The following is a 20,525-nucleotide window of genomic DNA, read 5'->3' as shown; positions in this document are numbered from 1 at the left end:
GTTACTGCCTGTTTCTATTCTTGGGGCCGCGAGGTTTCTTGGGCGCAGTGGCCGGATCAAGGTCCTTGGGCACGTTCAGTTCGGTCGGTTCCACCGGACGGTTGCCGCCGAACTGACCGAAGGTACGCAACTGGAACACGTAGGCCAGCACTTCGGCCACGGCGGTGTAGAGCGCTTCGGGAATCTCGTCGCCGATCTCGGTATGGGCGTGCAGCGCACGTGCCAGCGGCGGCGCTTCCAGCAGCGGCACCTTGTGCTCGCGCGCCAGTTCGCGAATCTTGGCGGCGACGTCGTCGGCGCCCTTGGCCACCACCTTGGGCGCGCCCATCTTGCCTTCGGTGTACTTCAGGGCGACCGCGAAGTGGGTCGGGTTGGTCACCACCACATCGGCGGTCGGCACTTCGGCCATCATGCGGCGGCGGGCCATGGCGCGCTGCATCGCGCGAATCTTGCCCTTGATGTGCGGATCGCCTTCGGATTCCTTGTGTTCCTGCTTGACCTCTTCGCGCGTCATGCGCAGCTTGCGGCCGTAATTCCAGATCTGGTAAGGCACGTCCAGCGCCGCGATCAGGATCAGCGCCGAGACCATGGTGATGAAGCTGATCCACAGCAGCTGCGCGGCATGTGAACCGGCGGTCTTGAGCGATTCCACGCCCAGGCCCATGACGGCATCCAGCTGGCTGCGGATGGCGATCCAGGCCACGGTACCGACCAGCAGCGTCTTGAGCACCGCCTTGCCCAGTTCGACCAGAGAATTGATCGAGAACATGTTGGCAAAGCCGCTGATGGGATTGAGCTTGCTGAATTTGGGCGCCAGCGAATCGACGTTGAACAGCCAGCCGCCCAGCATCAGCGGCGCGGCCATGGCGGCCAGGGTCATCAGGAAGGCCAGCGGGATCATGGAAACGGCCACATCCAGCATATGGGCACTGAGCATGTCGAACAGCAGCGCCGGGTCGAAGGCGGCCGCCCGTTCGAAGGTCAGGGTCGCCACCATGATGCGATCCAGGGCGGTCACTACGGGGCCGCTGAAAAGCCAGACACAGCTGCCGCCGACCAGCAGCATCAAGGTCGTGGCCAATTCGCGCGAACGCGGCACATCCCCCTGCTCACGGGCACGCTCAATGCGTTTGCCCGTGGCGGGTTCGGTCCGCTCCATGTCGCTGTCTTCGGCCATCCGCCGTATCCCCCTGCTAAACCGCTTTTCCGCCAGCGCCGGCGCTGGACGGATTTGTAGAACAATAGGCTAGGATTATTGGCGAGCGGCCGCCCGGATCATCAGGGGAATAGGGGCGAAAAGGTCCCCCATTTCGGACTAGGCAAAACCGCAAGGGTCTGCCTTGGACAAAACGCTACGTATCGGGCCGTCAAAATGTGAAGAAAGTCAAGCTGGACGGGCACTTGCGGCCACCTGCCCGGCCTGAAAAGCCCGCCCGGCGTGGCGTAGCGGCCACATCAAGACAAAACGCTCCGGACTTGCCTGATTGGCAAGTGCCGAAGCGTCTATCCGGGTCGGGAGATGCGGAGAAACCGGCTTCAGAAGCCCAGACTCTCCAACAGGTCGTCCACCTGCCCCTGGTTGGCGATGACATCCTTGCCGGCAGGATCGATCTGGGGACCGTTGAGCAGTCCCGTATCCTCGCGCTTGGTCTCGGTGGGCGCGTAGTCCACCAGCAGCTGCACCAGTTGCGATTCCAGGTCGTGCGCCAGCTTGGTGACGCGCTTGATGACCTGGCCGGTCAGATCCTGGAAGTCCTGCGCCATCATGATGTCCAGCAGTTGCTGCTTGGTGACGCTGCTGTCTTCGCTGGTTTGGGCCAGGAAGGCGGAGGTCTTCGCCGCCAGCGCGCGGACATCGGCTTCGGCAAAACTGCCGGTAGCAGCCGCATCCCATTGCGCCTTGAGCTCGCTGGCACCTTCATTGATGCGCTCCTGCAGCGGGCTCGCCAGTTCGGTAGCGTTGAGCACGCGCTGGGCGGCCTGTTCGGTCATGCGGGCCACGTATTCCAGGCGGTCACGCGCGTCCGGCATGTCGCTGGCGGCTTTTTCCAGCAGCCGGTCGAAGCCCAGGCCGCGCAAGCTGTCGTGCAGGTTGCGCGTCATGTGGCCGATACGGACCAGCACCTCGTCGTTGACCCCGGTGCCCTCGGCGGAGGGCGTGCGAGCAGGATGAGCGGCGTTGTCCACCTCAGCCACCTGCGGCCATTTTTTCGAAGATCTTGCCCAGCTTTTCATCCAGCGTCGCCGCGGTGAAAGGCTTGACCACGTAGCCATTGGCACCGGCCTGGGCGGCGGCGACGATATTTTCCTTCTTGGCTTCGGCCGTCACCATCAGCACGGGCAGCTTGGACAGGGCCGGATCCTTGCGGATTTCCTGCAGCATGGTCAGGCCATCCATGTTGGGCATGTTCCAGTCGGAGACGACGAAGTCGAACTGGTCGCTGCGCAGTTTCTGCAGCGCCTGCACGCCGTCTTCGGCCTCGTCCACGTTGGTGTAGCCCAATTCCTTGAGCAGGTTGCGCACGATGCGGCGCATGGTCGAAAAGTCATCGACGACTAAGAACTTGGTATTGGGACCCGACATGCTAAGACTCCATCTGAACAATTGAATTCTTGATTATCGGCAAGTTGCGCAGCGAACTTGAACCGACCTCTCTTTTTTACCTCAGCACGGGCGGGAGAGCCCATGCTGCCTCTTATCTGCAACGCATTGTAGTGCAGCAAAACAAAATTGGCAGAACAATAAGCGCTGAAAAATGCTTCATACGCGCAATGCGCGGCTTCCGTGTTCTGCCAGCCACGCCAGCACCCGGCCCGGCATGGATTGCAGCGCCAGCACTTCGTGCGCGGCCCCGATGGCTATCGCTTCGCGCGGCATGCCGAAGACCACGCAGGATGCTTCATCCTGGGCAAAGTTGTAGGCCCCGGCATTGCGCATCTCCAGCATGCCCTGGGCACCATCCTTGCCCATGCCGGTCAGGATCACGCCGACCGCGTTCTTGCCGGCACAGGTGGCGGCCGACTGGAACAGGACATCCACCGAAGGACGATGCCGGTTCACCGGCGGGCCCTGGTCGAGCTGGGTCATGTAGTTGGCACCGCTGCGCACCAGTTTCAGGTGCGAGTGTCCCGGCGCGATGTAGGCATGGCCCGGCAGCACGCGTTCGTTGCCGGCCGACTCCACCACCGAGATCTTGCACAGGTTGTTGAGGCGCTGGGCGAAGGAGCGCGTAAAGCCCTCCGGCATGTGCTGGGTGATCAGGATGCCCGGGCAGTCCGAGGGCATGCGGATCAGGAATTCCTTGATGGCTTCGGTGCCGCCGGTGGAGGCCCCGATGATGATCAGTTTTTCGCTACTGGTGAGCGGATTGCGGATCTGCGGCAAGACCTCGCCGGGCGTGGTCGCCTGCTCGGCGGCGCGCGACGGACGGGCGCGCACGCGCGCCTTGGCGGCGGCGCGGATCTTGTCGGCGATCATGTCGGCATATTCCTGCATGCCGCTCTGGATCGAGATCTTGGGCTTGGTCACGAAGTCGATCGCGCCCAGTTCCAGCGCACGCAGGGTGATTTCGGAGCCGCGCTCGGTCAGCGAGGACACCATCACCACCGGCATGGGGCGCAGGCGCATCAGCTTTTCCAGGAAATCCAGGCCATCCATGCGCGGCATTTCCACGTCCAGCGTCAGCACGTCCGGATTGGTCTGCTTGATCAGCTCGCGGGCAATGATCGGGTCCGGCGCCACGCCGACCACTTCCATGTCCGGCTGGCTGCCGATGATCTCGCGCATCACGCTGCGGATCAGTGCCGAATCGTCGACGATAAGAACTTTAATTTTCATCACTCAATCACTCAATCACTCAAACTCAATGTTGCAGGTTGCCCTGAGATGCCTCGGGTGTCGTTGTCCACCCTGCCCCATCAGAACAGATCCACCTCGCCGCCGACCGGCTTGGTGACCAGCTTGCTGGCGTAGGCTTTTTCGCGGTTCACCAGGGTGTCGTTGTGCATCTGTTTCAGCTTCTTGACCAGCACCTTGCCGGTACGCGGGAAGAAGTACACCTTGCGCGGATAAATGTCATTGAGGTCTTCGGCAACCACGCGGATGCCTTCGGCCTTCAGATAGCGCCGCACGAATTCGGCATTGCGCTCGCCCACGTTGATGGCCGAGAAGCCGCGCAGCACGTTGCCGCCGCCGAACACCTTGGCCTCCAGGTTCTCGCGCCGCGCGCCGGACTTGAGCACTTCGTTGATCAGCACTTCCATGGCATAGGTGCCGTAGCGCGCCGAGGCCGACACCGGGCTGCCATCGTCGCCGCCGCCATCGGGCAGCATGAAGTGATTCATGCCGCCGATGCCGGAGACGCGGTCACGGATGCAGGCCGAGACGCAGGAGCCCAGCACGGTGACGATCATCATGTCCTTGCTGGTGAAGTAGAACTCGCCCGGCAGGATCTTGGCCGCATCGCAATCGAAAGTGCGGTCGTAGTAGAGATTGGTGGCAATCTGCTCCGAGGCGTGGCTCATGGCTTGGCCCTCGCGACGCGCTGGTTGGCATTGAGCTCATAGACCGTCTTGCCCTTGAGCTTGAGGGCGTCGGAGACATACAGGAAGTTCTCCGAGTGGCCGGCGAACAGCAAGGCGTGAGGCTTCATCAAGGGTACGAATCGGGACAGGATCTTGCTCTGGGTAGGTTTGTCGAAATAGATCATCACGTTGCGGCAGAAGATCACGTCGAACTGGCCGCTGAGAGGCCAGCCATCGCCCAGCAGGTTCAGTTGCTTGAAGGTGATCAGCTTGCGCAATTCGGGACGCACGCGCACGTAGCCTTCATGGCTGCCCTTGCCGCGCAGGAAGAACTTCTTGACGCGCTCGGGCGACATCTTCTCGATGCGCTCCATGGGATAGACGCCATTGGCACCGGTAGCGAGCACGTTGGTATCGATGTCGGTGGCCACGATCTGTACGGGCGGCGTCATCGAGCCATAGGCTTCACAGGCGGTCATGGCGATGGTGTAGGGTTCTTCTCCCGTGGAGGCAGCCGAACACCAGATGGTCGCGGGTTCCTTCAGGGTCTTGAGGAAGTCGGCGAGGATGGGGAAATGGTGCGCCTCGCGGAAGAACGAGGTGAGGTTGGTGGTCAGCGCATTGGTGAAGGCTTCCCACTCTTCGGAGTCGTGGGTGCGCTCCAGCATGTCCAGGTATTGCTGGAAGGAAGTGATGCCGGTGGCGCGCAGGCGTCGCGCGAGGCGACTGTAAACCATTTCCTGCTTGCTGTCGGCCAATGCGATGCCGGCCCGCTGGTAGATCAGGCCACGCACTCGCTCGAAATCACGGCTGTTGAAATCGAACTCCTTGCCGGATGATTCGCCCTTGCCTGGTACCGTCGGCTTCACTGTCTTCCCTTCCCTGGCGCAGCGCACGTCGCGGCGCTGCTTGCTATCTGTCGCCCGCCCCATCTGGGCGGACATCCCCTTGGCGCATAATCTATCAGCCGCCTGGCGGGGTCAAGCGAATCAGCCTTGGAAATGAAACGGTTTTACCCCCCTATTGCGACAAGTCAATCGGGGGCAGCCGTGCATAGACTTCTCAATCCTTGGAAATCCTCACGGGAAGCGTGGGACGGAGCGGGCGGGATCGGTCCCGCCCCGGTATGGCATCAGGCCGGAACACCTTCCGGCAAGACACTCATGCGGCGCTTGCCGGGCAGGCGGCGAATCAGCCAGGAACGGATCGCGTTCCACTCGCCGGTCTCCGGTACTTCGCGCGACTGGAACAGGAAGTAACGCCACAGCAGCAAGGCACTGTTGCGGGTGTCGGCGATCTTGCGGAAACGCAGTTCACGCTCGACCTCCGGCGATCCCTCGAACCCGCCACGTACGCTGGCTGCCATGCGTTCGAATTCCGCCGAGAAATCGCTGCGCCCTTCCAGCTCGAACAGGATCCCGCCATGATTGCAGAAAGGCGCGGGATCGAAATAAGGCTGCTGCTTCATCTGCGCAAAAGCGCGGGACAGATACCGCGAGATCTGCAGCGAGACTTTCATTTGATCATCGAAGCGACGCGCACTGACGTTGTTACCGTGCCAACGATATTTGATCAGCTTGTGCGGCACGTTGTTGCACTTGCCCTGCACGGCCAACTGCCCGAACAAGAAGTAATCTTCCGCCAGGTTCTTGACGACCATCTGCTGTTCGGGCGCGAACACGCCCATGAAATCGCTGCCGTAACGGATGCCGGCCTTCTGCACCTGGGCGAAATCCAGCATCGCCGTGGGGTGTGCAATCGGATTGCGGAACAGGCTGGCGGCACCGACGCGCAAGCGGCCGATGGGCATCGACATGTCGCCGATCGGCGCGCCGGCGGCATTGATCACGTCGGCCTGGCCACCGATGGCCACGCACTGGCGGTCCTGCTCGAAGGCTGCCAGCGATAGCGCCATGCGTTCCGGGTAGCAGACATCATCGGCATCATGCCGCATGACATAGCGGCAATCGCTGATCTCCAGGCCCTTGTTGAGCAGGCCGGACAAGCCATCCGCCTCGGGGAAGGAATGCAGTTCGATACGCGGATCGGCCTCGTGATAGCGCGCGGCCATTTCGGCGCTGCCGTCATCCGAGCCGTGATCCAGCACCAGGACACGCCAGTCCTTGAAACTCTGTGCCTTGAGGCTGTCCAGGGACTCTGCCAGGAAATCCACGCCATTCTTCACCGGCAACAAGACGTCGATGGTGGCCATCGTCACACTCCATAATCAAATGATTGAGATCCATCCGCGCACAAGACCTGGCGCGGGACAGTCGGCGCATTGCCCCGCCAGTCATCCTTGCAATGAGAGGCTTGGACGAGCCACCTGGCCAACAGTTCAGGGATGGGCTGACCAGCGCAAGCCATCATGCGGCAACCGGAGGCATCGCCGTCATCACCCCGCTGGAGCGAAGCGCGCTGCACCTCGGCCCCGAGGCTGAACAGCAGGCCGCAGACGCAAAAAGACAGCCACGTTGACCTCATTGCGATGGTGCAACAAGCAACGCGGCCTTCTGGCGGGCGGTTTATGCTGCACTGCAAATACTTGTCGAATAGTCTATCAAGCTCTACGGAGTGTCAAGCAAATCTGACGGGGTGAGGCATGGCCCCGCCAGGTCCCGCCCTCAGCGCCGCAGCGCGCGCGTGCCCGCGGACGCCAGCCGGGGTGCGGCTGCGGCAGGCACCGGCGTTTCGGCCGGCACCGTGTCGCCGGAGGCCGGTGCGTGGCTGGAGCGATACCCCACCCGGAAGCCGCCCCAGTGCTTGCCGTTCACGTAGATCGGCACCGACAGGTCGTGCATGACCTCGCCAGTGTCGCGCTTGTAGGTCTGCAGGAGGAAGGGCCTGGTATTGGCTCCGCAGCGCTTGCCGGTGCGGTCGCTGAAGATGCGTTTGGTGCGGTTGTTGACCAGATCGGTGTCGTAGTCGCCGGTCAGGGGCTGGGAGAACTTCTTGTTGTGGGTCGGGAAGTAGCCGTTGTTGTCCACTGCACCCGCGTAGGCCAGTTGCGGCATGCTAGCCAGCAGCGCTTCCTGGATCGCTGGCAGCACCCGATCGGTAAAGCCGTCGAACTGGCTGGAATGCTTCTGCGGCGAGGTGTTGGGGATAGGCTTGTAAGTACGGTCGAACAGGGCCGCCTCACTGATCTGGCCGGAACGGATCGCGGTCTCGAACAGCTTGCCTACGGCATGCGCCGCACCCGTGGCGGCGACACGGATATCGTCGTGTCCGCTGCGGGCGCCGCCATCGATGATGGCTTCGAACACCGCTTCGGCACGCTCTGACAACAACATGGCGGACGCCGCCACGCGCGGCAGTTCCTGATCGGTGTGCAGCATGCCGTTGCGGATGTCGGTGATGGCCTCGGCGATCTCCTGCGTGGTCTGCACGTGTTCGCGCGAGGCCACCGCGATCTCCTCGATCTGTTCCTGCGACTGGCTGGAAGAGCGTTCGATGCTGTTGAGCAGGCCGTGTACCTTCTCCACGTTCTGGGCTGCCTCCAGCACCCGGCTGCTGAGCGAATTCATGCCGGTCGCCGCGCGCTCGGCTTCTTCGGTGATGGCCCGCACCATCACGCCGATATCATCCGTGGCTTCCTTGGTCCGCTGGGCCAGCTGGCGCACTTCGCCCGCCACCACGGCAAACCCGCGCCCCTGCTCACCAGCGCGCGCCGCCTCGATGGCGGCGTTCAGGGCCAGCAGGTTGGTGCGGGCCGCGATCTCGCTGATGACTTCGGTGATGCCGTGGATGCGGCGCGACTTTTCCTGCAGCTGCGCCATCATCGAAGAGGCTGACAAGGCATCCGTGCGGGCCTGCCCGATCTGCTGCAGTCCGCGATCCACTTCAGAGCGGCCGCTGACACTCTCGGTACGCACCTCCGCCGCGATGGCCGAGGCGCGCTCGGCATTGGCGGCAATCTGTTCAGTGGTAGCGGCGTTCTGCTCGGCACTGGCCGCGATGCGGTCGGCGGCGACGACGTCCTTGCTGATCTTGGTCTTGATGGTATCGACAAAGAAGGAGGTCTCCGCCGCCCCGATCATGATGTGATCGATCTCGCCGCTGATCTTGTCGACCAGTTGTCCTTCTCCGGGCTGTGCACGCCGCTGCGCCAGGGCAAACCCGGCCAGCCCCAGCACCACGGCCACACCGCTGCAGCCTGGCGCACTCAGCCATTGCGCGGCACCGGCCGCATGCAAGGCCAAGGCCCCTGCCCCGCCCAGCACCAAGCCCGCCACCCAGGGCAATCCACCAGTCCATGCCCGGGCGGATGCACCGGCTCCCTTGTTCTTCCCCATCCTTGTCTCCTCGCGGATTTTCCGCTTTTCTTCACCTGATCCACTACAGGTTTGATTGCGGACGAAACACACCGCATTGTCCAGAGGCTATAGCGGCCAGCTTACGCGTAACTGAATGAACAAAGCTTCATATAGCCATATTGCCACAGCACAAGAGCGCCGGTACCCCTGCTCCAAGGCCAATTGCACTTGTCCAGCGCAATGACGCTATAATCCCCTCCTTTAATAGGATAGGGGGGTATGGTATATGGCCCATCTCACACAACAGACGGATGCCCTGCTCAAGCGCGTGCGTCGCATCGGCGGCCAGGTGCAGGCACTGGAACGCGCACTGGAAGGCGAAGCCGACTGTGCCAAGACCTTGCATCTGGCGGCAGCCATCCGTGGCGCCGTGCATGGCCTGATGGACGAGCTGATCGAGGCGCATGCGCGGGAACACGTGGCCGCCCCCGGCCTGACCGATGAACAACGCCAACAGGGACTGGAAGAAGTCCTGGAGGCAATTCGGCGCTATGCCAAATGAAGTCGAAGGAGACGCCATGACCAGTCCCGCCACTTACCGCCACGAGCACATGTATCTGGGTGCCAACCATGACCGCAACACCCGACGCACGCTGTGGGTGGTGGCCTTGACCGCCGTGATGATGGTGGCCGAGATCGCCGCCGGCTACTTTACGGGGTCCATGGCCTTGCTGGCCGACGGTTTCCACATGGCCACCCATACCGGCGCGCTGGCCATTGCTGCCGGCGCTTACGTGTTTGCACGCCGCCACGCGCATGATGGCCGTTTCAGCTTCGGCACCGGCAAGGTCGGCGACCTGGCCGGTTTTGCATCGGCGCTGGTGCTGGCGGTGATCGCCATCGGCATTGGCGGCGAATCAGTGTGGCGGCTGGCCAGTCCGAGCACGGTGGATTTTGGCGAGGCGATCCCGATTGCCATCGTCGGTCTGATCGTCAACATCGTCAGTGCCTTGCTGCTCATGGAGGGACATCATGGACACGAGCATTCCCACGATCATCCGCACGGTCGTGCGCATCACGGGCATGAGACGCACGGGCAAGTGCACCAAGAACACCATGACCATCACGGCCATCACGGCACCCACCATGACGGCCACGACAACAATCTGCGCTCTGCCTACCTGCACGTGGTGGCCGACGCACTCACCTCGGTGCTGGCCATTGCCGCCCTGCTGGCCGGCCTCTACCTGGGCTGGACCTGGCTGGATCCGCTGATGGGCGTGGTGGGTGCGGCGGTGATTGCGCGCTGGTCGTGGAGCCTGTTGCAAAGCAGCGCTGCGGTGCTGCTGGATGTGACCGATGCACAGGTCGCGGCACGCATCGAGCAGGCGCTGGCGGACGAAGCGGTGCACATCGAGGACCTGCACGTCTGGCGCATCGGTCCTGCGGCGCGCGCGGCGATCGTGAGCGTGTCCGGCGGCCAGTCCGTCACGGAAGCTCGCTTGCGGGAAAAACTGGCGGCGGTGAGCGAGCTGCGCCATCTGACGCTGGAACTGCATCAGGCCGGATGAGTGAGCGGCAGGCTGGCGTGAAACGATGAACAAAAAGACAGCGGCCGAGGCCGCTGTCTTTACATCTGCCGGGTGCAGCGTGCTGGCTCAACGCCAGCCGCGATGCCAGCCGTAGTGCGGGTGATGCCAGCCCCAGCCATAGTAGGAGTGGTATTCCCAGACCCAGCCCGGACCGGGCGAAGCATAGGTGGGCTGCACGTACACCACCCCCGGCGGCGCAACGTAGGCCGGCTGGGCCACATAGGCCGGGCGTACCGTCGGCGGGGTCACCACACAGCCGCTCAGGCCGAAGGCCGCGGCCAGTGCCGGGATCAATAGTAGGGATTTCATGGTCTTGCTCCTGATCTTGTTTGGCGGAATGTGACGGCGTGAGCAGACGCCGTTGACCACGATGGTGGTGAACAGATAACGAGCCAAATCAGAAGCGGGCGGACCTGAAATTGTGTGTTTATGTAACCTGCCGGGAGGCGGGATGTATTTCTGCACGCCACCATCTTTCCGCGAGACGCCGCGATCTGGCGCGCAATGGAGTTTCCACGAAACGCTGGACCAGGGCGGAAATGACCAGCACGATCGCGATCAGCAGCCCCCACGCAATGATCACTTCCACGACCGACAGTTGCGGCGTGCTTCGTTCGCCGATCATGGCTTCCGGTTTTTTCAGCACCACCCGCATGACCTGGCTCAGTACCCAGATCACTGCCACGTGCGACATGTAAACAGCGTAGGAGACTGCACCCAGCCAGGTCAGCGCCTTGAGGTTGAGCAGGCGATTCAGGTAGCCATCCTTGACGGCGACCACGCTGGCGATGAGCAAGGCACTGAGCAGGTAGATCACCGCATCGTATCGCTCCGACGTCTTCCAGTGAAGAAACGCGACGATGGCGGCAAAGAGGATCAGGGAAAGCGCCCGCGGGAAAGCCAGCGGCAACCGTTGAACGGTAAAGGCTGTCAGGCAGCCGATGAAGAAACCCGCCAGACACTTCAGCAGATCACCAAACCCGAACGTGGCGTTGGTCACCAGCATCAGCAAGGAAGCCATGGCAAGCAGGGAAAACAGCAGGTTCTTGATCCGTGGCAGGCACAGCACGATCGCGCCGAAGATCAGATAGGTATAGAACTCCACGCTGATGGACCAGGCCGGCGTGTTGAAACTGGTGGGATGGCCAGCCGGCCCGATGGCCTGGACCAGGAAGATCTGCTGCACCAGGGCCGTCAAACTGTTTTCGCGGAACGGCTGGGAGTTGGGACTGACGATTCCCAGCCTGGCCTGGCCGACGTACTTGGCGACCTCGAACAGCACATAGACCAGCAGGAAGAGCAGGTGCACCGGATACAGCCGACCGAAGCGCAGAAACTGGAAGCGCATCAGATCCTGCGCACTGCCGATCCTGGCAGCATAAGCGTTGTAGATCACGAAGCCCGACAGCACGAAAAACAGGTGAACCATCAGGTAGCCGCTGCGGACGATGCCGATGTCAAACAGCGGGTTCCAGTTGGGGATGTGGTAGAACACCACCAATAAGGCGGCCATGCCGCGGATGCTTTCCAGCTCTTCGATCTTTGCCTGCCCCTGATACAGCGTCTGGACTGCCTTGTTCATGACTCCCCCCGGGGTGAAGTCCAGCTTGCACCCGTGGGTGCCGGCTGGAATTACGTGTATGAACTTCTCTGGCCAACGTTGCACTACGGTGTTCAGACTGCTTTGCTCATCCCCCCGATATCCCTGCCGCCAGCCGGACAAGCGCTGTCGGAAACGGATACATGAAGCTTTTTGCAGATCTTGTGACTAAGCCTCCGGCTTGTTTTATGGTCCCCTCTCTGGTCCGACTGATTCAATGCTCCTCACTGCATTTCCACCTGACCCGGACGCATGTCCTCGCGCGCTCGCAGACATGGCATCCAGACCGGCATGCTCACTGCCCGCTACGCAAATGCTCCGCCATCCGCAAGGCCATCGCCACGATGCTCAGGGTCGGATTGGCATGCCCGTTGGTGGGGAATACCGAGGAACTGAGCACCAGCAGGTTGTCCACGCCATGCAGGCGGCAATCGGTATCGACCACGCTGTCACGCACCGACGTTCCCATGCGCGTGCTGCCGATGTGATGCCCGCCCACGGGCAAGGCGCGCGTCACCTGCTCCCGGAGCTCACCCTGATCAAAGTCCAGGCGGCAGTGCCGGGTCTTGGCCAGCAGCGACTGCATGGTCGTGAAGGATTGGATACCGGACTCGATATCCTGCGCGGTCAGCCGCCAGTGGACATCCACCCGCCGCATGCCGTAGCGGTCGGTCGCATCGAGCAGGCGGATGCAGTTGCCGGCATCGCCCACCTGCTCGCTGTTGAATTCCAGCGGATAGGTGCCGTTGCGGTTGGGGATCAGCGTGTAAGGCAGCTTGCGCTTGGCCAGCTTGCGCTTGACCACCATGTCGTAGGCAAAGCCGAACACCGAACCCGCATCGAATATCACGTTGCGCAGATGCGCCAGCCGACGTGGATCAGCGGCTGCGCTCTGGCTGCCGTGATTGAGAATGTCCTGATGTTCGGAAGGCAGAACCGACTTGGCGAGATAAATCGCCGACAGCACGCCACTGCCATGGCCCGGATCGCCATAGGATGGAAAATGCAGCCGCAAGGTCGAATTGAGCAAACCCAGCTGGTTTTGCCATTGCGGCGTGAACTGCAGCTTGCGGCGCGCATAGACGCCATCCTGCGTCTTCTGGAAACTGAAACGCGGCTTCTCGCCGGTGAGACGCATCTCGCCGAAGATCAGGTCGAAGTGGCAGGCGTAATAACGACCCAGGCTGCCGTCGAAGCGCTGCCATGCAGGCAGCTCCTCGCGCGTACACAGCAGCAGGCGGGTCGCCTCGATGGCACCGCCCGCCAGCACGAACTGTCCTGCCCGCACCGGGACCTGCTGCTGGCCATCGTGCAGCACGATGGACTCGATGTGCGAACCGTCGGCGCTGGCCACCAGCCGCGTGCAGCGGGCGCGCAGTACCACGGTCACCCGATCGGAGGCTTTCAGTTCCTCGGCGAACTTCGCCGCAAAATCGGTCGGCAGACTGTAGCGCTCGATGTATTCGGTGAGAGCCTCCTGCAGCTGGGGCAGCTCGGAAAACATCGGACCATTGCCCCCGACCAGGCTGGCCGGCGTAAAGTCAGCCGCGCCCGCATCGCAGTACTGCATCGCTTCCGGAAGATAGCGTGCGTATTCTTCATAGGAAATCGGCCAGCCGCTGAGCGGGACGTGCGGGCGCGCCGCAAAGTCCGCCGGATCCAGCGGCACGCAGCGGCCACCCCACAAATGCGTGGTGCCGCCAAAACGCTGACGGCGGTATTCGGTGGTCGCCGGGTGTGGCGCAGCGGCGCTGCCCTGGTAGGCGTCGTCGTCGACCTGCTCTTCACGCCAGTCGCCGCCATCGACCAGCAACACCCGCTGGCCCTGGCGCGACAAGGCCACCGCCAGGCTGAGGCCACCGGGGCCGCTGCCGACCACACAGACCGGGTAATCCTGCAGGCTTGCGCTGTCGCAATCGGAGAGATATCGGATCAAGCTGCCTCTCCCTTCAGGCCTGCGGGCGACCGTGCGCGGCAAACAGCTGTTCCAGCTTGCCCACTTCGGTACCCAGATGATGCTTCTGGCGGACTGCCCGGGCACCGTGCTGGCCCATCGCTTGCAGCTGCTCCACCGATGCCGAGGTCACCTCGTCGATGGCCGTGACCAGCGCATCGACCGAGCCGGGTGCCACCACCCAGCCATTGACGCCGTCTTCAACCAGTTCGGGAATACCGGCGATGCGCGTGCTGATGACCGGGCGCGACAAGGCCAGCGCCTCCATCACCACCACCGGCAGGCCTTCAGCAAAACTGGGCAAGACCAGCGCCCGGCTGCGCTCGATTTCGGCACGCACTTCGGCACTGCTCTTCCAGCCAAGAATACGGATCACATTGCCCAGCGGACCGCCCGCCATGGCTTTCTCGATGAAGGGCCGCAGCGGGCCGTCACCGACCAGCACCAGCTCGCAGGGCTTGCCGGCCTTGACGTGCCGGGTGACCGCTTCAATCAGCAGCGGCACGCCCTTCTCTGCACACAGGCGGCCGACGAAGACCAGCCGCGGCACTTCCGGAATCGGCAAGGCCGGCGCATCCTCAAACGCGGGGCCGACGCCACAGCGCACCACGTTCAGACGCGGCCAGGCCTCGACCTCGGAAAACAGCATGCACTGGCTCTTGCAGAAATGCGTGATGGTGGCCGTGAAGGCCGAGCGCTGCACCTTCTCGCCCAGCGCCCAGGCCACCGGATGAAAGAAGATGCCCGGTCCGTGCACCGTCATGCTGTAGGGAATGCCGGAGAGCATGGAGGCATACATCGCCACCGTGGCCGAATTCTCGGCGATGTGATTGTGCAGGATCTCGATCTTCTGCTCGCGCAGTCGCCGTGCCAGGTAGCAGGCTTCGATCAGGTACAGCACGTGCAGCAAGGCAGGACGCAGACCGGCTGCGCGCGTGCGGCGGGCCAGCTTCAATACCTCCAGCACGCGGCCCGGCGATTGCAGCAAGGTCGACAGGGCTGCACCGAGCAGACGCGGCAGGCCGTTTTCCAGGATGTAGTCGGTGCTGGCCTGCTCGCTCTTGACGTCGGCACTCACGGCGGCGTCACCGGCTTCACGGCGGATCGAGAAGGTATGCACCTCGTGACCGCGGCGGCGCAGTTCCAGAACTTCGTTGCGGATGAAAGTGTCGCTGGCGCGCGCGTAGATGCTGGTCAGGTAGGCTATTCTCATTTTTCAGTGTTGCAGGCAGGTTGAGGGGGCATCAGGGGACGCAAACGAGCGTTGCATGCATGGATCATCCGGGCGCCCGTGCGGTTCCAATTCCTTCACTCCGCGCCCATTGCGCCGACTCCGCCAACCCTTGGGCATAGGGACGCGGGGCAAACCCGAGGTCGGAGCGCGCACGCTGGCCATCAAGGCGCAACTGCTGCTGCCACAAGCGCAGGAAGGACGGCGACAGCGCCACCGGCAGGCCCCGGCCGGACTTTCCCGCCGCGCGCGCGAGCCGCTGCAGCACACGGATGAAGAGCGTACCGAGCCTGGCATCGAGCTTGAGGCGAAGCGGCGAAATCCTGGCTGCTGCGCCAACACCCAGGGCCTGGGCCAGATCGACGAAATAACGGTTCCAGCGCGGACTGTCATCGCCGGTGAGGTTGAAGACGGGTGCCGGCACCGGGCTTGTATCAGGAGACCGGGATGTGTATTGCAGCGACAGCAGCACGGCCGCGCAGACGTCATCGACGTGGACCAGATTGGACCAGCCCTCGCCGCTCCCCCCCAGATCACCCAGCCTGCCGGCGGCCACCAGACGGGCCATCTGCTCCACCCACATGTCGCTGCCGGGCCCGTACACGCAGCCAGGGCGCAACATGACCAACGGATGCCCCGCCGCTGCATAAACCTTCATATGTTCTTCGGCCTCGCATTTGGCCTGGGCGTACCAGCTGGCTGCGGGGTCCAGCTGGCTGTCTTCGTTCAGACACCCTTCCTGATTGCCATAGACCGCCATGGAACTCATGTGCACGATGCGCGGGCGAGAGGTCTGCAAGGCGGCCTCGACCAGCAACTGTGCGCCACGGCCAATGGCATCGCCGTGGCCGGCCACGCAATTGACGACTGCGTCGATATCGCCCAGCGCCTGGCGCAGGCTGGCGGCATCGAGGGTATCAACCTGGCGAAACACCAGACCATCGGCGCGCGCGGCAGGCGCGCGACGCCCCGCCAATACCGGCGTGGCCCAGCCACTGTCGCGCAGGCGCGTAACCAGCCGCTGTCCGATGAATCCGGTTGCTCCGAGCACTAGCACTTTCACATGGGCTCCCGTTGACTTTTTCAAAAATGAATGAGGGGTTGTTGCGTTGTAGTTGCCTGCATAGTCAGCGTATTCAGGCCAGCCTGTTGCTGCAGGTGCCGCCAGGCCCGATGACGCCGAGGCACGCGGTCGAGGCCATGACGCTTGTTCTTGATTCTTTCCGACAGCCATGATGCGGCCATGGGCCGCTACCGGCCTGCAGCCCTCCGTATGAGACGCACCAACGGACAAGGTTTTTTGCGCCGCATCATTTTGAGTTGCCAATATTACACGGCTGACAATCTGTGAGCAATATTGGACACGAGGCAAACTGATCTACCGCATGCGGCCTGCCTTCAGTACTCAAGCTCCGCAGGATGCAGAATTTTATATTGCGCCGCCTCATTTAAAATTCCTCGCATCAATATTTCCATAAGTCCATACCCATAAAGACTTTCCGCTTGACAATGCGATTGACAAAAGCCCTGACTTCGAGAGTTTTTATTGCAGACGCACAAAGCGAATGTTAGAGTTTCGACATCTTCTGCTCGGTGCAGTGGCAATGCGAACAGAAGGCGCTTGATGAAGGACCTGGCAGGTCCCGCGAGGGGTCGGCCGCCGTATCCGACGACCCGGGGGGGGGGCAGATGGAGAAAACACAAGCGGGCGCGAGAGCGCTCAAATATGCAGGTTTGGCCACCTTGCTTGGACTGGCGTGCCTGACGATGCTGGCCCTGGGCATCCAATCGGCCCTGAGCCAGAACCAGCTGTTCAACCTGGCGGTGAAGATCAAGCGCCATTTCGTGCCGCCGCAGACCTTGTCCTTCGGCTATACCCACACCCAGAGCAATGCGCTGGACCAATTGGTCAGCGACTCCTCCAAAGTGCCCGTCCCTGCGCCTGTTCTCACTGACAGGAGCATGGTCGCGTTCGCCTTTGGCCAGAGCAATTCGGCCAACAGCATCGGCGAGCGCCAGCAGGCTGCTACCGGCAAGGTGTTCAACTATTTCGAAGGCCGCTATTACAAGGCCGCCGATCCGCTGCTGGGCGCGACTGGCAGAGGCGGCAGCCTGTGGACCACCCTGGCCAACAAGCTCATCAGCCAGGAGATGGCCGACCAGGTCGTCCTGATGTCAGCGGGGGTCGGCGGCAGTTCGGTGGCACAGTGGCGCAAAGGCGGCAACCTCAATGGCATGTTGGAAGCGCGGCTGCAGGACGCGCAGAAACAGGGGCTGAACGTGACCCACTTCTTCTGGCATCAGGGCGAGATCGACAACAACAATGCTTATCGGGACTACGAGGCAGGACTGACCGAGATCATCCAGCTGACCCAGCGCTACTTCCCGAATGCCCGTTTCTTCGTGGCGCAGGCATCGGCATTCTGCCCGCTGCCCTCCTCGCGCGAGATCCTGGACAGCCAGCGCGCGGTGACACGACTCAAGAATGTGTATCTGGGCCCCAATACGGACCTCATCGGGCCGGAAGACAGGTCGGATGGCTGCCACCTTTCCGGCCGCGGGGCGGAGAAGGCGGCGGCGGAATGGGTGGAGCTGATTCGTCATCCGCAGAAGGCGGTGGGAAGTGCGACGCAAAGCTAGACAGCCGATCGCCGCAGACCCCGTCGGTTTGCCTCACGCCCCCGCACCGGGCAATGGGGCTTTAGCCACAGATCCCGCCCGCAAAACAGGCTTATCGATCCGGGCGAATGCACGCGCTCGCAGATAAAGGGGCTTGATCACGGAAGATAGCGCTGGCTCCGCGTAGCGGGCGATCAACCACCCCAGGCCGACGACCGCACAGATCGGCAGCACGGGAAGCAGCCCCGGCGGAATCCAATGAGCCACGTTGGCAAGCTTGAGCGTCAACTGGACCATGATATTTTCATGCACGAGATACAAGGGATAGCTGATGTAACCGATGAACAGCAGCAGGCGGCTCCTCAAGATTGGCCTGAGCCATTCTCCGTACACCGAAATCGCAAAGAAAGCGGCGATCAGAAGTGCGGCCAGGACCGTCGGAATGCTCAGCGACATGCTCACCTGATGCGTAGTCAGCGCGGCAGGAACAACAAGCATTGACGCGGCGAGGAAAAGCGACATGGCGCGCGTCTGGAAAAACCGGTAATACAGCGCGCCCGCGGCGAACCATCCGAAATATTCCGCAGAAGTCCAGCTACGGAAGATCTCAAGCAAATGCAGGGAAATCCCCGGTGCCACCAGCGGGAACAGCTCATAGGAAACCGCGATGAAGAACATCAAGGTAATGCCGGCGATAGCAGCGATTTCACCAAAGGCAAAGAACAGGAGTCCGGCAAACGCGTAGAAGCGAACTTCGACGTAAAGGGACCAGAAAGAGCCCTCCAGGACAGGCTGCGCCGAGCCCAACAGTTTCGACCAGGTTTTAGGTTCAATGAAGGTCAGGCCGGGAAGCATCGCCCGCAAAGAAACCTCCCGGACTCCCGGCATGAGAAAGGTAAAGGTCACATAGACGATCACGCTGCAGATCAGCATTGCGGGAAAGAGTCGCAACCAACGACGGAGCATGAAATCCACAAAGCCCCTGCACTTCTCCAAGGTCATGAAAATGACAAACCCCGAGATCAGGAAGAAAAGCTGAACCCCCAGCCACCCATACTGAAAAACGGGGACCGTCGCAAAATGATCCCCGAATGGCATCACATCCGGATACCGCGCATAGGCGTGGAATCCGATTACCAGCAGGATTGCCAGCCCGCGCATGCCATCGAGGAAATCGATTCTCGAATGGTTTGACATTGCCGTGTTTTCCATGGTCGACCCCGCTTTGAAGCGCGCTGATGAAGGTCGGGCTTTGAGAAAACGGAACAGCTAAAGTTCTGCTTTTCTTCTTGTTTGCTGAAGGCGCGAGTGCGGCAATACGGGAGAGGAGAAGGAAGAGGGAGGCGCGCCTGGCGGCCGAGCCACACCGCAGACGCCGAAAAATCAGCGAAGAACAATACATGCGCGAATGCAGAGCTGCCCTTATCCAAGGCCCCAAAGCAAAACGGCAGTGATATCAGAAATCCGATATCACTGCCGTTGTTCATGCAGCTTTCGCCGCAACTGCTTGATTCTATTGGTCGGGACGGTGTGATTCGAACACACGACCCCTTGCACCCCATGCAAGTACGCTACCAGGCTGCGCTACGCCCCGACTGAAGACAAAGATTATAGAGCGCTTATGTTATTAAATCAACTGTTTCTGCAAAACATTTTTAATCATTTAGGGGAGCGCAGCTGTATGCCCTCTTCCCCGACAATTCGCCGACCATCGCTGCAGCGACGACACGCCCCATCACTGCCGACCAAAGAATTCATTAAGCAGGAAATTCTGCAGCCCCTTGGTATCTTCAAGTCGTGCCGACAAGATCACCACCCGGCCAAGCTTGTCCGACTCGAAATTGAAATCGCCCTGATAGTAGCGGCGGAGCAGCGTAATCATGCTGTTGACGACAGCCAGTTGCACATCGCCGCCAAAGCCGGCATCGACCTCGATCAGTTGGCTCTGGCTGCGGCGCTGGTCATTCGTCCAGCCACGGAAGCTGTACTGCGCCACGCGCGGACCCATGCTGATGATCTGAAACATGCCACTGATGGCACGGCCACGCCGTTCCTGAAAGGCGATATTGGCGCGGGCAATGTCGTTGGCAGAGGGATTTTCCGCGGCACGTGCCGCGGCATTTTCCTGGGCCGCAGCCTGCTCGGCATCTTCTCGCTTCTGTTGATTGCGCTTCAACGACGCCATGAAATCTTCCGCAGGAGCGGCCGGTGCAGCGGCCGCAGCATTGCGGCTGGGTGCCTCGTTCACCGGCAACGGGGTCCGCTGGGGAACCGAAGGACGCGCCACCGGGGCGCTATGGCGAGGTGCCGGCTTGGCAACCGGCTTCTTCTGGACCGGCTCCGGTTTCTTGGGCTCCGGGGCGGGCTTGGGCGGTTCCGGTTGCACCACGGGTGCCGCAGGACGGATGAAGCTGACCTGCAAGGGCGCATCGGGACGGCCGGGAGACTCCAGCCTCGGAGGCGTTTCGTTCAGTTTTGCGCGCACGAACATGAACAACACCGCATGCACCAGTATGGACGAAGCAATACCCAGCGCAGTTCTGCGCCGGGAGCGGGCAAGGATGTCTGTTCGGGTCGACGAAACGATAAAACTCATACGGTGTGAAGACAGCGGCGAATAAGCGACTACGGTCCATGCCCGCGCGCTCCGGATCAGGCCGCTCATGCGCCCCGTCCGCTCCAGCCCTGCCATGCTAACCCATCAACAAAGGCGACATTTTAGCCGGTTTTGAACTGCTCACCGGCCTGA

Annotated in this window: 18 protein-coding genes and 1 tRNA gene; 3 read left to right on the top strand and 16 right to left on the bottom strand. The window is 61.9% G+C overall.

Annotated features, from left to right (window positions below; translation table 11 throughout):
- Position 1 precedes the first annotated feature (1 nt).
- The 8 genes from flhB to J2X56_RS00840 form a co-directional block, all read right to left on the bottom strand.
- Positions 2-1,177 carry a flagellar biosynthesis protein FlhB gene (gene flhB, locus J2X56_RS00875; protein ID WP_121039716.1) on the bottom strand — a complete coding sequence of 392 codons (1,176 nt, stop codon included), beginning with the start codon at positions 1,175-1,177 and terminating at the stop codon, positions 2-4.
- Positions 1,178-1,536: 359 nt separating this feature from the next.
- Positions 1,537-2,196, bottom strand: a complete 660-nt coding sequence (gene cheZ / locus J2X56_RS00870) for a protein phosphatase CheZ (RefSeq protein ID WP_134135248.1) — start codon at positions 2,194-2,196, stop codon at positions 1,537-1,539.
- A complete protein-coding gene (cheY, locus tag J2X56_RS00865; RefSeq protein ID WP_006712751.1) occupies positions 2,189-2,584 on the bottom strand; it encodes a chemotaxis response regulator CheY in 396 nt (131 codons plus the stop codon). Before cheY ends, cheZ begins: the two co-directional genes overlap by 8 nt.
- Before the next feature lie 177 nt (positions 2,585-2,761).
- The gene (locus tag J2X56_RS00860) at positions 2,762-3,838 is read right to left on the bottom strand and encodes a chemotaxis response regulator protein-glutamate methylesterase (RefSeq protein WP_204725389.1); all 1,077 of its coding nucleotides are present in this window, start codon (positions 3,836-3,838) and stop codon (positions 2,762-2,764) included.
- A gap of 80 nt (positions 3,839-3,918) precedes the next feature.
- A complete protein-coding gene (cheD, locus tag J2X56_RS00855) occupies positions 3,919-4,524 on the bottom strand; it encodes a chemoreceptor glutamine deamidase CheD (RefSeq protein ID WP_039788508.1) in 606 nt (201 codons plus the stop codon).
- Positions 4,521-5,393 carry a CheR family methyltransferase gene (locus tag J2X56_RS00850; protein WP_034329518.1) on the bottom strand — a complete coding sequence of 291 codons (873 nt, stop codon included), beginning with the start codon at positions 5,391-5,393 and terminating at the stop codon, positions 4,521-4,523. Before J2X56_RS00850 ends, cheD begins: the two co-directional genes overlap by 4 nt.
- Positions 5,394-5,656: 263 nt before the next feature.
- Positions 5,657-6,736 (bottom strand): glycosyltransferase family A protein, encoded by a 1,080-nt coding sequence (locus J2X56_RS00845; RefSeq protein ID WP_310157397.1) that lies wholly within the window; start codon positions 6,734-6,736, stop codon positions 5,657-5,659.
- 412 nt (positions 6,737-7,148) lie between these two features.
- The gene (locus J2X56_RS00840) at positions 7,149-8,819 is read right to left on the bottom strand and encodes a methyl-accepting chemotaxis protein (RefSeq protein ID WP_310157393.1); all 1,671 of its coding nucleotides are present in this window, start codon (positions 8,817-8,819) and stop codon (positions 7,149-7,151) included.
- 247 nt (positions 8,820-9,066) lie between these two features.
- On the opposite strand from J2X56_RS00840, the gene J2X56_RS00835 reads away from it, so the two are divergent.
- Both J2X56_RS00835 and dmeF read left to right on the top strand, forming a co-directional pair.
- Positions 9,067-9,342 carry a metal/formaldehyde-sensitive transcriptional repressor gene (locus J2X56_RS00835; protein ID WP_034330055.1) on the top strand — a complete coding sequence of 92 codons (276 nt, stop codon included), beginning with the start codon at positions 9,067-9,069 and terminating at the stop codon, positions 9,340-9,342.
- 16 nt (positions 9,343-9,358) lie between these two features.
- The gene (gene dmeF / locus J2X56_RS00830) at positions 9,359-10,351 is read left to right on the top strand and encodes a CDF family Co(II)/Ni(II) efflux transporter DmeF (protein ID WP_310157388.1); all 993 of its coding nucleotides are present in this window, start codon (positions 9,359-9,361) and stop codon (positions 10,349-10,351) included.
- An 87-nt stretch (positions 10,352-10,438) separates the two neighbouring features.
- Here dmeF and J2X56_RS00825 read toward each other — a convergent pair whose 3' ends face one another.
- From J2X56_RS00825 to J2X56_RS00805, 5 genes are all read right to left on the bottom strand, one after another.
- The gene (locus tag J2X56_RS00825; protein WP_034330072.1) at positions 10,439-10,681 is read right to left on the bottom strand and encodes a hypothetical protein; all 243 of its coding nucleotides are present in this window, start codon (positions 10,679-10,681) and stop codon (positions 10,439-10,441) included.
- A gap of 118 nt (positions 10,682-10,799) precedes the next feature.
- Entirely contained in the window at positions 10,800-12,038 is a 1,239-nt protein-coding gene (locus J2X56_RS00820; protein WP_310157383.1) for an acyltransferase, read from the bottom strand.
- A 229-nt stretch (positions 12,039-12,267) separates the two neighbouring features.
- Positions 12,268-13,908 carry a GMC oxidoreductase gene (locus tag J2X56_RS00815; RefSeq protein WP_310157380.1) on the bottom strand — a complete coding sequence of 547 codons (1,641 nt, stop codon included), beginning with the start codon at positions 13,906-13,908 and terminating at the stop codon, positions 12,268-12,270.
- A gap of 13 nt (positions 13,909-13,921) precedes the next feature.
- Complete coding sequence (locus tag J2X56_RS00810) at positions 13,922-15,139, bottom strand: glycosyltransferase (RefSeq protein ID WP_121039686.1); 1,218 nt, start codon at positions 15,137-15,139, stop codon at positions 13,922-13,924.
- Between the two features lie 64 nt (positions 15,140-15,203).
- Complete coding sequence (locus J2X56_RS00805; RefSeq protein ID WP_166675542.1) at positions 15,204-16,220, bottom strand: NAD-dependent epimerase/dehydratase family protein; 1,017 nt, start codon at positions 16,218-16,220, stop codon at positions 15,204-15,206.
- A gap of 626 nt (positions 16,221-16,846) precedes the next feature.
- Here J2X56_RS00805 and J2X56_RS00800 point away from each other — a divergent pair.
- On the top strand, positions 16,847-17,797 hold the full coding sequence (locus tag J2X56_RS00800; protein WP_209569109.1) for a sialate O-acetylesterase: 951 nt from the start codon (positions 16,847-16,849) through the stop codon (positions 17,795-17,797).
- Positions 17,798-17,830: 33 nt separating this feature from the next.
- Here the strand turns inward: J2X56_RS00800 and J2X56_RS00795 are convergent, their stop codons facing one another.
- The 3 genes from J2X56_RS00795 to J2X56_RS00785 all read right to left on the bottom strand — a co-directional run bounded on the left by J2X56_RS00795 (position 17,831) and on the right by J2X56_RS00785 (position 20,441).
- On the bottom strand, positions 17,831-18,988 hold the full coding sequence (locus tag J2X56_RS00795; protein WP_134135238.1) for an acyltransferase: 1,158 nt from the start codon (positions 18,986-18,988) through the stop codon (positions 17,831-17,833).
- A 305-nt stretch (positions 18,989-19,293) separates the two neighbouring features.
- Positions 19,294-19,370: transfer RNA gene (locus J2X56_RS00790), tRNA-Pro, on the bottom strand.
- Between the two features lie 141 nt (positions 19,371-19,511).
- Complete coding sequence (locus tag J2X56_RS00785) at positions 19,512-20,441, bottom strand: hypothetical protein (protein ID WP_310157368.1); 930 nt, start codon at positions 20,439-20,441, stop codon at positions 19,512-19,514.
- Positions 20,442-20,525 lie beyond the last annotated feature (84 nt).

This window comes from Herbaspirillum sp. 1173, assembly GCF_031455335.1.
Taxonomy (GTDB): Bacteria; Pseudomonadota; Gammaproteobacteria; order Burkholderiales; family Burkholderiaceae_D; genus Herbaspirillum; species Herbaspirillum huttiense.
The sequence above is the reverse complement of the archived record's forward strand: the minus strand, read 5'-3'. Positions and strand labels throughout refer to the sequence as shown.

Coding starts and splice junctions, on each gene's coding strand:
- dmeF (WP_310157388.1), top strand. CDS start 9,359: ATGACCAGTCCCGCCACTTACCGCCACGAGCACATGTATCTGGGTGCC.
- J2X56_RS00860 (WP_204725389.1), bottom strand. CDS start 3,838: ATGAAAATTAAAGTTCTTATCGTCGACGATTCGGCACTGATCCGCAGC.
- J2X56_RS00785 (WP_310157368.1), bottom strand. CDS start 20,441: ATGAGCGGCCTGATCCGGAGCGCGCGGGCATGGACCGTAGTCGCTTAT.
- J2X56_RS00810 (WP_121039686.1), bottom strand. CDS start 15,139: ATGAGAATAGCCTACCTGACCAGCATCTACGCGCGCGCCAGCGACACT.
- J2X56_RS00845 (WP_310157397.1), bottom strand. CDS start 6,736: ATGGCCACCATCGACGTCTTGTTGCCGGTGAAGAATGGCGTGGATTTC.
- J2X56_RS00835 (WP_034330055.1), top strand. CDS start 9,067: ATGGCCCATCTCACACAACAGACGGATGCCCTGCTCAAGCGCGTGCGT.
- J2X56_RS00800 (WP_209569109.1), top strand. CDS start 16,847: ATGGAGAAAACACAAGCGGGCGCGAGAGCGCTCAAATATGCAGGTTTG.
- J2X56_RS00840 (WP_310157393.1), bottom strand. CDS start 8,819: ATGGGGAAGAACAAGGGAGCCGGTGCATCCGCCCGGGCATGGACTGGT.
- J2X56_RS00795 (WP_134135238.1), bottom strand. CDS start 18,988: ATGGAAAACACGGCAATGTCAAACCATTCGAGAATCGATTTCCTCGAT.
- flhB (WP_121039716.1), bottom strand. CDS start 1,177: ATGGCCGAAGACAGCGACATGGAGCGGACCGAACCCGCCACGGGCAAA.
- J2X56_RS00825 (WP_034330072.1), bottom strand. CDS start 10,681: ATGAAATCCCTACTATTGATCCCGGCACTGGCCGCGGCCTTCGGCCTG.
- cheY (WP_006712751.1), bottom strand. CDS start 2,584: ATGTCGGGTCCCAATACCAAGTTCTTAGTCGTCGATGACTTTTCGACC.
- cheD (WP_039788508.1), bottom strand. CDS start 4,524: ATGAGCCACGCCTCGGAGCAGATTGCCACCAATCTCTACTACGACCGC.